Source organism: Mesorhizobium sp. M0030 (genome assembly GCF_040323695.1).
Lineage (GTDB): Bacteria > Pseudomonadota > Alphaproteobacteria > Rhizobiales > Rhizobiaceae > Mesorhizobium.
Genome location: NZ_JAMYVE010000008.1, coordinates 113,541 through 125,423, shown reverse-complemented (window position 1 = coordinate 125,423; position 11,883 = coordinate 113,541). Strand labels below are relative to the sequence as shown.

General features: G+C 63.5%; 9 protein-coding genes. 4 read left to right on the top strand and 5 right to left on the bottom strand.

Translation table 11 applies throughout. The annotated features are described in order from the left end of the window. Window positions 1-218 precede the first annotated feature (218 nt). Both NKJ80_RS17640 and NKJ80_RS17635 read right to left on the bottom strand, forming a co-directional pair. The gene (locus NKJ80_RS17640; RefSeq protein ID WP_031201114.1) at window positions 219-1,457 is read right to left on the bottom strand and encodes a CmpA/NrtA family ABC transporter substrate-binding protein; all 1,239 of its coding nucleotides are present in this window, start codon (window positions 1,455-1,457) and stop codon (window positions 219-221) included. 2 nt (window positions 1,458-1,459) lie between these two features. Further along, entirely contained in the window at window positions 1,460-2,062 is a 603-nt protein-coding gene (locus NKJ80_RS17635) for an ANTAR domain-containing response regulator (RefSeq protein WP_023667842.1), read from the bottom strand. Between the two features lie 282 nt (window positions 2,063-2,344). Here NKJ80_RS17635 and NKJ80_RS17630 point away from each other — a divergent pair, with 282 nt between their 5' ends. Continuing rightward, window positions 2,345-4,633, top strand: coding sequence for a mechanosensitive ion channel family protein (locus NKJ80_RS17630; protein WP_352498028.1), 2,289 nt, complete (start codon window positions 2,345-2,347; stop codon window positions 4,631-4,633). A 177-nt stretch (window positions 4,634-4,810) separates the two neighbouring features. On the opposite strand, the gene NKJ80_RS17625 is transcribed toward NKJ80_RS17630, so the two are convergent. The 3 genes from NKJ80_RS17625 to NKJ80_RS17615 form a co-directional block, all read right to left on the bottom strand. Next, on the bottom strand, window positions 4,811-6,298 hold the full coding sequence (locus NKJ80_RS17625) for an aldehyde dehydrogenase (protein ID WP_023818585.1): 1,488 nt from the start codon (window positions 6,296-6,298) through the stop codon (window positions 4,811-4,813). After that, window positions 6,295-7,488, bottom strand: a complete 1,194-nt coding sequence (locus tag NKJ80_RS17620; RefSeq protein ID WP_352498027.1) for a cytochrome P450 — start codon at window positions 7,486-7,488, stop codon at window positions 6,295-6,297. The genes NKJ80_RS17625 and NKJ80_RS17620 overlap by 4 nt, the downstream gene beginning before the upstream one ends. Window positions 7,489-7,552: 64 nt before the next feature. Then, window positions 7,553-9,001, bottom strand: coding sequence for an APC family permease (locus tag NKJ80_RS17615; RefSeq protein ID WP_023751798.1), 1,449 nt, complete (start codon window positions 8,999-9,001; stop codon window positions 7,553-7,555). A 165-nt stretch (window positions 9,002-9,166) separates the two neighbouring features. On the opposite strand from NKJ80_RS17615, the gene NKJ80_RS17610 reads away from it, so the two are divergent. Genes NKJ80_RS17610 through NKJ80_RS17600 form a run of 3 tightly spaced genes read left to right on the top strand, consistent with a single transcriptional unit; the run spans window position 9,167 to window position 11,879 of the window. Then, window positions 9,167-9,937, top strand: a complete 771-nt coding sequence (locus NKJ80_RS17610; RefSeq protein ID WP_352498026.1) for an IclR family transcriptional regulator — start codon at window positions 9,167-9,169, stop codon at window positions 9,935-9,937. Next, complete coding sequence (locus NKJ80_RS17605) at window positions 9,937-11,220, top strand: Tm-1-like ATP-binding domain-containing protein (RefSeq protein ID WP_023729179.1); 1,284 nt, start codon at window positions 9,937-9,939, stop codon at window positions 11,218-11,220. Before NKJ80_RS17610 ends, NKJ80_RS17605 begins: the two co-directional genes overlap by 1 nt. Then, on the top strand, window positions 11,217-11,879 hold the full coding sequence (locus NKJ80_RS17600) for an HAD family hydrolase (RefSeq protein WP_352498025.1): 663 nt from the start codon (window positions 11,217-11,219) through the stop codon (window positions 11,877-11,879). The genes NKJ80_RS17605 and NKJ80_RS17600 overlap by 4 nt, the downstream gene beginning before the upstream one ends. Window positions 11,880-11,883 lie beyond the last annotated feature (4 nt).

The following is an 11,883-nucleotide window of genomic DNA, read 5'->3' as shown; positions in this document are numbered from 1 at the left end:
GCCCGCCATTGGACGCCTGTTCCGTGACCCGCGAAGGGCCTGACTAATTCAAAGCAGGAACCGTGCCAGTTTTGGGTGAAACGAAAAACCTAAATGAAATCAACATTACGCGCCAGATGCCGGCACGCGAGCCGACATCGCAAGCAGATCAAAGATTGTTCACTACAGCAATCGCACGCACATTTTTTGTGCAATGCACAAGAATGGCGCGAGAATGATCAGGCTTCCGCGCGAGCGGCTTTCTGGCGCGCTATATAGCCGTCGATCTCGTCGGGGTCGAAGGTCTGACCGTCGAAGAAGCCGTCCGGCCCAAGCACCAAGCCTGCCCCGGTCGCACCGACAGCCGTGGCGACCTTAAGCGCGCCCTCGACCTTCGCATTGGCGCCGGGAAGTGCAACGCCAAGCGGCTTTAGCGCCGAGCGGTAGAGGTCCGGACGGTAGCAGTCACGGGCGATAGCAAGGTTTTCCGGCGTGTGCTCGACATGCCCCCAGCGCACCATCTGCGTATAGAACCACAGCGCATGGCTCTTCCACGGAAAGTTCGCCGCCTTGTCGAAGGGCAGGAAGAAGTCGTCGACATCCAGTTCGGCGCCGCCGCCCAGTTCAAGATGGCCGGTCAGGATCGGCATCTGGACAGCTGGTGGCAGGCCCAGGAAGCCAGCTTGAGCCATCACACCAGCCAGTTCGGCGTGGTTGCCCCGATCCTGGCACCAGCGCGCCGAATGATGCAGCGCGCGCAGCAATGCTGCCAGCGCGACCGGGTTCTCCTGCGACCACGCCTTGCGCACGCCGATCACCTTCTCCGGACTGTTGCGCCACAGCAGCGCCTTGACGGTGACGATATGGCCGGTGCCGGCGGCGACCGAGGCGCTGTTCCAGGGCTCGCCGACGCAGTAGCCGTCGATCCGCCCGGCGACCAGCGCATCGGCCATGAAGGGCGGTGGCACGATGACGATCTCGATCTCGCGCTCCGGATCGATGCCGCACCCGGCAAGCCAGTAGCGCAGTTCGTAATTATGCCCCGAATGCGGGTGCACCACGGCAAAGCGCAGCGGATCGCCGCCAGCCCCGGCGCGGTCGCGAATGAAGGCACCGAGGGCTGCGCCCGCGCGCGCGGGCTCGAGATCGGGTATGGCGCCGTGTGCCGCCATGCCTTCCCAGACGGCGTTGGAGATGGTGACGCAATTGCCGCCAAGCCCGAGCGAAAACGGCACGATGGTCTCGGAAGCAAGCGGCGTCAGCCCGAGATTGCAGGCGAGCGGCATCGGCCCCAGCATGTGCGCCAGGTGGAAATGGCCGATGGCGATGCGGTCGCGGATGTTGGCCCAGGAGGTCTCGCGGTGCAGTGTGAGATCGATGCCCTCGCGCGCGGCAAATCCAAGCTCACCCGCCGCAACCAGCACGGCACTGTCGAAGAGCGGCATGAAGCCGGCGGTGATCTGGTGCTCGGCGCTCATGCTCATTCGTCCTCCGACGGCCCGAGCAGCCCGGCGGCAGTCACCAGGCTCTGGGCAATGTCGCCGATCTTGCGGTTCTGGTTCATCGCCGTCTTGCGCAGCAGCGTGTAGGCGGCCTCTTCGGTCAGGCCGCGCGACTTCATCAGGATGCCCTTGGCACGGTCGATCACCTTGCGGCTCTCAAGCTCCCCTCGAACCTCTTCCAGCTCGCGCGCCATGCGCGAGAAAGCGTTGAAGCGGCTGACCGCCATGTCCAGGATCGGCTTGACGCGCTCTTGCCTGAGGCCGTCGACGACATAGGCCGAAACGCCGGCATCGACCGCCGCTTCGATCGATGCCTGGTCCGATCGGTCGACGAACATGGCGATCGGCCGCTTCACCGCACGCGACAGCTGGAACATGTTTTCCAGCATGTCGCGGTTCGGGTTTTCCAGGTCGATGACGATGACGTCCGGCTCGATCTCGGCGATGCGCCGCGCAATGCCGGTCACGTCGTGGATGACGGTGACCCGCTCATGGCCGGCCTCGCGCAAACCTGCCTCGATGATCGCGGCGCGGATACGGTTTTCGTCGATGACCAGGACGGCGAGTGAGCTGCGGACCATGCGTGCATTGTGGGCAAGGTCGCAAAATTGTGCAATGCGGCATGGTCACAGGCTCCCGCCGCGGAGCAACCGACGACCGACAACGACCCGGTCTAGGTGGTCGGGACAAGGAACGCAGCGCAACGCTGGCGCTGGTGATGACAGCCTTGCCGGTCGCCTGGTGCCCTACCCAACGGTCTAGGTGCGATGAGACTTGCACCGCAACATCGGCTTGTTAAAGGTGGGGGCAACGACGGACATAGCTGTCCTTGCTCGCCGATCTGACCGGAAGGTTACCGCACGATGCTGCTCATGAAACGACGATTGGGAGCCAGCAAGCTGGCGCGCCCGGCACGGCGTCCCGGAGGCCTGACGACGATGTTTGCCCTGATTGCCGGGCCGCTCATCCTTGGCATCGCCCTCCTGCTGGCTGGCCCGGCACAGGCGCAGTCACCGGCCGCCGTCGCGCCCGACAAGGTCAAACAGCTGTTCGAGCTTCTCGACGATCCGTCGGTGAAGGCCTGGGTGGCCGAGCAACGAAATCCGGCCGCTGGATCAACGGAAGCGCCTGCCGAGGCTGGCGCTCCGCCGGCCGACGCCGTGGCCGCACCGAGCCAGATGAATACAATGGCATCCTCGACGCTCGATCGGATCAAGCATCACATCGAGAAAATCGTGCGAACCGTGCCCACACTGCCGGGCCAGTTCGCACGCGTCCGGGCCCAGACAATGGACGATATGTCCAGCAAGGGCCCCGTCAGCATATTGGTGCTGATTGCGATCTTTATCGCTGCCGGCCTGGCGCTCACCTGGGCAATATACAAGCTCACCCGTCCATTTCGTCTTTGGATCATCGCGCAACCCAGAGATACGCCCATCGGGCGGGCCAAGAAGATCGGCGGCCGCACGCTTTATTCCAGCATGATGATCGGCTCGTTCGCGCTGGGCAGCGCCGGTGCGTTCATGCTGTTCGACTGGCCAGCGCTCATCCGCGAGATTGTGCTGACATTTCTGATGGCTGCGGTCTTTACGTGGGCTGTGCGCCTATACGTGATGGCCACGCTCGTCCCTTCTTTCATGGAGGTCGAGCACTCCATCGAGGTTCGTGCCCTGCCGATCACCAACGGAGCTGCTGACCATTGGGCTTATTGGCTGCCCCGGATCGTCGGCGTTTTCGCCTTCTTCGCCGCCGCGTTTGTCCTCTTGCCGGGTCTCGGCATAGACCAGGACGGAATGATGGTCCTGTCCGTCGGCGCCGATTTCATCCTGCTGTTGCTCTTCCTGCTGGCCATTTGGCGTCGGCCAAGAACGCAGCGAGACGGCGCGCGCCACAGCGGTCACACGGCAGTGACATGGTTGTTGACGGCTTATTTCGTCGTTCTGTTCCTCGAACGCATTGCCGGCCTCTACACCTTCTTCTGGTTTACCTTCGCCTCTTTCTTTCTGCCCCTGGCAATCGTGTTGACGGAGCGCGGGGTTAATTTCGTCCTGCGGCCAGGTTCGGAAGATGCCGGCCGGCCGACGATCCCGGCGGTGACGATCGCTGTCATCGATCGCGGTATCCGGATGATTTTCATCCTCGCGGCGGCTTACCTTCTCGCACGCGTACTGGGCCTGGACATGCAATCCATGCGCGGCAGCGATACGACCACCATGCTCATATTGCGCGGCTTGATCAACGTCGTGGTCATTGCCCTTGCTGCCGATTTCGGCTGGTCGATCATCAAAGCCTTGATCGAACGAAAGCTGGGCGTCGCGATACCGCAAGCGGTGGTGAGCGAAGAAGACATCCTCACCCTCGATCCGCATCAGGCGCGGCTGCACACGCTGTTGCCGATCATCCAGAACATTCTGCTAGCAGTGATCATCGTGATGGCGGTGCTGATGATGCTCGCTTCGATCGGCATCCAGATCGGCCCGCTGATCGCCGGCGCCGGCGTCGTCGGCGTCGCGGTGGGTTTTGGCGCGCAAACCATCGTCAAGGACGTGATCTCTGGCGTGTTTTATCTGCTCGACGATGCTTTCCGTGTCGGCGAATACATTTCATCGGGCAGCTACAGGGGTACGGTGGAGAGCTTTTCGCTGCGCTCGGTGAAGCTGCGCCACCATCGTGGTCCGCTGTTCACGATACCTTTCGGCGAACTCGGCGCCGTGCAGAACCAGAGCCGTGACTGGGTCACCGACAAATTCAACATCACCGTTGGCTATGACACCGATATCGACTTTGCTCGCAAACTGATCAAGCGAATTGGCCTGGAACTGGCGGAAGATCCGGAGTTCAAACACTGGGTGATCGAACCGATCAAGATGCAGGGGGTGCAGGAGTTCGGCGAGTACGGCATCGTCTTGAGGGTCAAGGTCACGACCAGACCTGGAGGCGCCTTCAGCATGAAAGGCAGGTTCTTTTTGCGCCTCCGCCAGGCCTTCAAGGAGCAGGGCATCGAGCTCCCATTCCCGACCGTTCACGTCCAGGGGCTGCAAGACCCGCATGGGACAGAGAATGCGCCTTTGGAGATCACACCCGAATTACGAATGGCCGTCGCCCAGTCGCACACCAATCGGCGCAGAAAAAAAGCGAGCACAACGGAGTAGGACGCCGTGATACCGGCCGGCCGCAACACGGCTTTCCGCGCAAAACCAGGACCCACGACACCACGCTAGTCGGAACTGCCGATAGCGGTGACGCGATCGCCGCCAACCAGCACCAGCGTGGCGTTTCTGAGGCCAAGCTTGACGAAAAGAGCAGATACGCTGGCCTTTCCGCAAGGCTCAGAGCGCAATCCAGGCGGTCTTGAGGTCGACAAATTTCTCCAGCGCATGCAGCGACTTGTCACGGCCGAAACCGGACTGTTTGACGCCGCCAAGCGGCACGGTGATATCGGCTCCGCCATAGGTGTTGACGTGGACGACACCGGCGTTGATGGCGCGCACCATGCGATGGGCCGTGGAAAGATTGGCGGTCCACACCGCCGAGGCAAGTCCGTAGACAGTGGAGTTGGCGAGATGCACCGCCTCCTCCTCGGTCTCGAAGCGCATCACGCCGAGCACCGGTCCGAACACCTCCTCGCGCGCCAACTGCATCTCTTGCGTCACGTTCTCGAAGATCGTCGGCGCCATGTAGCTGCCGCCGGTCTCGGTCAGTATCCGTTCGCCACCGGCGACGAGACGGGCGCCTTCGGCTTGCGCCATGGCGACGAAGCCGAGATTCTTGTCCAGCTGTTCGGCGCTCGATACCGCACCGATATCGCTGGCGAGATCGAGCGGGTCGCCGACCTTGAGCCGCGTGGTTGCCGAGACAAGTTCGTCCATGAAAAGATCATAGACCGACGACTGGACGAGCAGACGCGAGCCCGCCACGCAGACCTGGCCTGAATTGCGAAAGATGCCGTTGGCCGAGACGACCGCCGCCTGCTTCAGGTCCGGAGCGTCGGCAAAGACGATGTTGGGCGACTTGCCGCCAAGCTCGAGGAAGACCCGCTTCAAATTGGAACGGGCGGAGTATTCGAGCAGCCGCCGGCCGACCGGCCCCGATCCGGTAAAGGCGATGGCGTCGACATCCATGTGGAGGCCAAGCGCTTCGCCGGCGACAGCACCATGCCCGGTAACGACGTTGAACACGCCTTCGGGAAGTCCAGCCTCGCTTGCGAGTTCGGCCAGCCGCAGCAAGGTCAGCGAGGCGATCTCCGGCGGCTTGACGACGACGCTGTTGCCGGTGGCCAGTGCGGGCGCAATCTTCCAGGCGCCGATCATCAGCGGGAAGTTCCACGGCACGATGACGCCGACGACACCGAGTGGCTCCCTGTGGATCAGCCCGAGCACATTGTCGGCCGTCGGCGCGATCTCGCCATAGACCTTGTCGATCGCCTCGGCGTAGTAGCGGATGGTGCCGGCCGCCGACAGTGGCTCGGCCTTGTAGGCCATGCCGATCTCGGTGCCGTTGTCGCGCACGCCAAGCACGACCAGTTCGTCGACATGTTCTTCGATCAGCTCGGCAAATTTCGTCAGCACCTTCTTGCGAAAGGCAGGGGCGGCGCGCGACCATGAACCCTTCTCGAATGCTTTTCGCGCCGATCGGACCGCGCGATCGATGTCGGCGGCATTGCCGTCGGCGATGCTGGCAAAAGGGCGGCCGTCGATCGGCGAAATCACCGCCAGCGTCGCGCCGCTCGTCGCTGCGGCCTGTACGCCGTCGATAAACAAGCCCCGCTCGCCGATCTCCGTCTTGCGCAGCGCGTCGATGGCATTCTGGCTGATCATTGGTGGCGGACTCCCAGGGAAACATACAACGTGGTTGGCGCTCGGAATTCCCAGCCGCGAAACACCGGCACCTTGCCCGGCACCAGGCTGAGATCGGGGAAGCGCAGGAGCAGCAGCCTTAATGCAAGGCACATCTGCTCGCGCGCGAAAAACCGGCCCGAACAGAAATGATGACCAAAGCCGAAGGCGGCATGATTGCCTTCCCTGCGGTTGATGTCGAAGCGGTCTGGATCGGCAAAGCGGCTCTCGTCGCGGCTTGCCGAGGAGACAAGTGCAGCGACCGCGGCGCCGGCAGGGATCGTTACGCCGCCAAGCTCGACCGCCCGCGTCGTCTGCCGCGTCTGGGTGCCGATCGGCGCCACCCAGCGCAAGCCTTCATCGACAGCCCTGGGCACAAAGGTCTCGGGATCGGCGAGCACCTGCCGCAATTGTTCGGGATGCGCAAGCAGGCCGGCGAGGATCGAACCGGCACCATGTCCGGGCTCCTGCATGCCGCCAAGCAGGATGACCTTGATGCTTGGCATCAAGAAATCGATCGGCCGCGTCGTGCCTTCCGGCATGCCGTCATGCAGCATATGCGACAGCGCCGAGTCGTCGGGTGCGCGCGCCAGTCTATCCAGAGTCGGCCGGATGGCTGCGCCGACCTCGGCGCTGATCGCGTCGGCGATCTCTTGCCGCTTCGGGTCGTTCTCGAAATTGATGGCGCCCTGCGCAAGGCCATAGAACCAGCGGCGCAGCGTCGGCATGTCGATGTCGGCAAGGCCAAGCGAGCGCGCCAGGCTGAGCGTCGACACCGGCTCGAAATAATCCGCCATCAGCTCGGCGGAGCCTTGTTCGGCGATCCGGTCGAGAAAAGGTTCGGCAATCGACCGTACGAGATCGCCGGCATAGGCGGCGACGGTGCGCGGCCGGTATTTCGGATCGACGCCTTGGCGCAGCTGTCTATGCGTTTCGCCGTCGGTGGTCAGGATGGTCGGCTTGCCGAACGAGCGTTCGACCGGAGACGTACCAACGACGGCGGAGAAGATGTCGGGTGACTTTGCGACGGTCTCGACGTCCTTCCAGCGGGTGACGAACCAGAGATTGACCGCCGGCACGAAAGCGACAGGCGCACTGCGCCGCAGTTCCGCATAGATCGGATACGGATCGGCTTCCAGCGCCTCAACGGTGATGCTCTCGGCAAAGCTCAACGCCGGTACTCCCTTTGCGATGGAAAGGGGCGGCGCCGAACGCGCTACCCCCTTGTCCTTTGTCCTAGTCCTTCAGCGGCACGCCGAGATTTTCGAAGGCAACCGGATCCCGGCTCTTCAACGCACCGGCAAGCAGCAGGCCGACCACCGCGGCAATCAGCACCAGCCCCGGCAGCAACACGCCAAGGAAGCCACCGGCCCCGGACAGGCCACCGAAATTAATGACGATCAGGTAGATGATGACGACGAAAGCGATGAAGGCCAGCCCAGGCAGGATGGTGGTCTTCAGCGCATTCTCCTGCGTCGACGGGTTGGCGCGGAAGTACATCACCACGGCGAGCGAGGCCACCGCCATCATGACGATGACTCCCAGCGTCGCGACATTGGTCAGCCAGGAAAACAGCGCCAGAACCGGATCGAGGCCGAGCACCGCGAACAGTCCGATGACGATCGCTGCCAACACGCTCTGGATGACGGAAGCGACATGCGGGCTCTGGTGCACTGAATGCGTCACGCCGATCGCTTCAGGCAACAGCTTCTCGCGGCCCGAGACGTAGATGTAGCGGGCAACCGCGTTGTGGAACGCCAGCACGCCGGCAAACAGGCTCGACACGAACAGGATGCCCATGGCGTGCGACAGCATGGTTCCGGCGTAGCGGTCGGACAGGCCGAACAGGAAAGTCGTCGGATCCTGAAGCGCCTGCAGTGCGGGCAACAATTTGTCGACGCCGGCGCCGACCGCCATCAGCCAGGCCGTGACCATGTAGAAGACGCCGATCAGCAGCACGGAGAAATAGGTGGCGCGCGGAATGGTCACCTTGGGGTCGCGGGCTTCCTCGGCGTAGATCGTCGTCGCCTCGAAACCGATGAAGGCGGCGAAACAGAACAGGATGGCGATGGCGGGCGAGCCGCTGACGATCTGGCTCCAGCTGAACGGCGCCGCCGAGAGACCACTGTCGCCACCGGTCTTGAGGATGGCGAGGTCTAACACCAGCACCACGATGTATTCGCACAGCACCAGCACCGTCAGGATCTTGGCCGACAGGTCGACCTGGCGGTAGCCCAACACCGCGACGATGGCGACGGCGATGAAGCTCCACACCCACCAGGGCAGGTCGATGCCCCAGCCGGCGAACAGGCCGGCGGTCGCGGCCCCCAGCAGGCCCATGACCCCGATCTGCATGGCATTGTAGGACAGGATCGCGATGATTGCGGTTGCGCCGCCGGCAAAGCCGCCGAGCCCGCGCGCGGCATAGGCATAGAAGGCGCCGGCATTGCCGACATGGCGCGACATGGCGACGTAGCCGACCGCAAACAGCAGCAGCAACACGGTCACGATAAGATAGGTGCCGGCAAAGCCCGCCCCATTGCCCATAAGCATGCCGAGCGGCGTGCCGCCGGCGACCGCGGTGAGCGGCGCCGCCGCCGAAATCACCATGAAGGTGATAGCGCCGACGCCAAGACTGTTCTTGCGCAGCCTGTTGGCGGGCGCCTGTTCCGAAACTGCTGACATTGTCCCTCCAGTTTTACGAACCCCTGGGTTCGCGGCCGCTCGGCCTGTTCCCTGAATGCCATCGGTTCATTATTTGAACCGTTATTTTGAATATAGACTTGCAAAGAATGCCGATGCCTGTCAAGTTAATTCACACATTAAGTTTCTATCCGAGCGGGAGGCTGGATGGGTACCGTCGGCAAGGCGATTTCACTTCTGGAGCTGTTCACGGCGGACGAGCCCGAGCTCGGACTTTCCGATCTCGCGCGGCGGTGCGCCTTCGACAAGGCGACGACGCGGCGGCTGCTGATGGCGCTGGGCGGCCATGGCTTCGTCGAGCAGGATGCCGGCACGCGGCACTATCGCCTCGGCGCCGGCCTGTCGCGGCTGGCGCGTATCCGCGAAGCCTGCTTCCCGTTCCTGCAAACGGCAATTCCCGTGGCGCAGGATCTGGCGGGTTCGACAACCGAGACGGTGCATCTGTCGGAATTCGGCGTCGACAGGCTGATCACCGTCCATGTCGAGCATTCAAGCTGGGCAAACCGGGTGAACATCGATGTCGGCCAGCTTCTGCCGCTGCATTCCACCGCCTCCGGCATCGCCTATCTGGCCTTCGCCGACAACGCGACCGTGAAAGCATGCCTGACAGGTTCGCTTGAGGCCTTCACCGATCATACCCTCGTCGAGTCGGCCGCCATTTCAAAGTCGATCGGCGAGGCGCGCGACCGCGGCTATTCAATCTGCGACCAGGGCCATGAGGACGGCGTGATCGGCGTCGCGGCTGCAATCCGCGCCGCCGATGGTCTTGCGCTGGGGACAATTGCGGTGGCAGCCCCGAAGGCCAGGACGACACCGGCTACGATCGTGGAACGAGGGCTTGCGGTTGTGACCGCAGCACGGGAGATTTCGATGCGCCTCAATGGCGAAAACCTGCAAACCCTGAGGAGGCAGGCCTGATGTCTGTAAGTATGGCAACGCCCCGCATCCTGGTCATCGGCACGGGCGACACCAAGACCGACGAACTGCTGTTCATGAAAGCGTGCATCGAGGCATCGGGTGGCCGCGCCGTGATGATGGATGTCAGCGTGCTGGGCGACCCCGCCTATAGTCCCGATCACGACAAGCATGCCGTTGCGCGGGCCGCTGGCGTGACGATGGCCGAAATCGTCTCGAGCGGCGATGAAAACACCGCCATGACATTGATGGCAGTCGGCGCCGTTCAGCTGGTGCGCCAGCTTCATCAGCGCGGCGAGATCGACGCCTTCATCGCCATCGGTGGTTCGATGGGAACCGATTTGGCGCTCGATGTCGCGCTGTGCCTGCCGCTCGGCGTGCCGAAATTCGTCGTCTCGACCATCGCCTACTCGCACCTCATTCCGCCCGAGCGTGTCGCGCCCGACCTGATGATGATCCTGTGGGCAGGCGGGCTCTACGGCCTCAACACCATCTGCAAGCTGGTCCTTTCCCAGGCCTGCGGCGCGGTCGTCGGTGCGGCGAGGATCGTGCTTGCATCCCGTGCTTCCGCCACGGCGGTCGGGCCGACCATCGGCATGACTTCTCTGGGCAGCAGTTGCCTGCGCTATATGAAGACGCTGAAGCCGGCGTTGGAGCAGCGCGGCTATGACGTCGCAGTCTTTCACACCACCGGGATGGGGGGCCGGGCCTTCGAATCGATCGCCAGCCAGGACCATTTCTGCGCGGTGTTCGACTTCAGCCTGCAGGAGATCACCAATCATCTTGCCGGTTCGGTCGTCAGCTCCGGCGCCGACCGGCTCGAGAATGCCGGCGCCCGCGGCATTCCGCAGATCGCAGCCCCTGGCGCCGTTGACATGGTCGATTTGCCGACCTGGCAGGCGCTGCCGACAAAGTTCGCGCAGCGGCCGTTCCATGCTCATAACAGGTTGATCGGCTCGATCACCGTCGATGCCGCCGACCGCCGTGAAGTCGCCAGGACCATCGCCGCCAAGCTCGGTGCGTCGAAGGGGCGCTCCGCTTTCATCCTGCCCTCCGGCGGCATCCAGGAATGGGATGCGCAGGGCGAGCCGCTGTACGAACCCGAAGCCCTCGCGGCCTTTACCGACGAGATGCGCAAGGCCATTCCCGCCGGCGTCGAGTTCCACGAGATCGACGCCCACATCAACAGCGACGAGTTCGTCGGCAAGGCGCTCGAAATCTTCGACCGCTGGGTCGAGGAAGGCATCATCCCGCGCGGCATGCCGGCCAAGGGAGTGGCTGCGTGAGCGCTGTTCCTGCCCAGGCGCTCGTCCTCGATTTCGGCGGCGTCGTCACCCGGACCCTTTTCGAGACCCATGCCTTGACCGAACAGGCGCTCGGCCTCGCGCCGGGAACGCTGCAATGGTACGGGCCGTTCGACCCGGATTCAGATCCGCTGTGGCGCTCAATGCAGGCCGACGAGATCAGCGAGCGCGATTATTGGCGCACCCGCACCAGCGAAGTCGGCCGGCTCGTCGGCGAGGACTGGCAGGCGATGGAGACATTCGTCCAGCGCGCACGCGGAGCCGAGCCGGAAAAGATCGTGCGGCCCGAAGCCGTCCGCGCAATCCGGACCGTGCATGCGGCGGGATTTCGCCTGGCGATCGTGTCCAACGAGCTAGATCTGTTCTATGGCGCCGGCTTCCGTCAGCGGCTGCCGCTGCTCGAGCTGTTCGACACCATCGTCGACGCCACTTATACCGGCATCCTCAAGCCCGATCCGCGCGCCTATGCCTTGGTGACCGAGGCGCTTGGCCTGCCTGCCCGCGCCTGCGTGTTCGTTGACGACCAGCAGCGCAACGTCGATGGCGGCCGTGCCGCCGGCATGCGCACCGTTCATTTCGACGTCGCGCGGCCGGCACTTTCCTATGCCGAGGCCCTCGGCCATTTCGACCTCATCTCCTGAGACA

Coding starts and splice junctions, on each gene's coding strand:
- NKJ80_RS17640 (WP_031201114.1), bottom strand. CDS start 1,457: ATGAGCGCCGAGCACCAGATCACCGCCGGCTTCATGCCGCTCTTCGAC.
- NKJ80_RS17635 (WP_023667842.1), bottom strand. CDS start 2,062: ATGGTCCGCAGCTCACTCGCCGTCCTGGTCATCGACGAAAACCGTATC.
- NKJ80_RS17630 (WP_352498028.1), top strand. CDS start 2,345: ATGCTGCTCATGAAACGACGATTGGGAGCCAGCAAGCTGGCGCGCCCG.
- NKJ80_RS17625 (WP_023818585.1), bottom strand. CDS start 6,298: ATGATCAGCCAGAATGCCATCGACGCGCTGCGCAAGACGGAGATCGGC.
- NKJ80_RS17615 (WP_023751798.1), bottom strand. CDS start 9,001: ATGTCAGCAGTTTCGGAACAGGCGCCCGCCAACAGGCTGCGCAAGAAC.
- NKJ80_RS17610 (WP_352498026.1), top strand. CDS start 9,167: ATGGGTACCGTCGGCAAGGCGATTTCACTTCTGGAGCTGTTCACGGCG.
- NKJ80_RS17605 (WP_023729179.1), top strand. CDS start 9,937: ATGTCTGTAAGTATGGCAACGCCCCGCATCCTGGTCATCGGCACGGGC.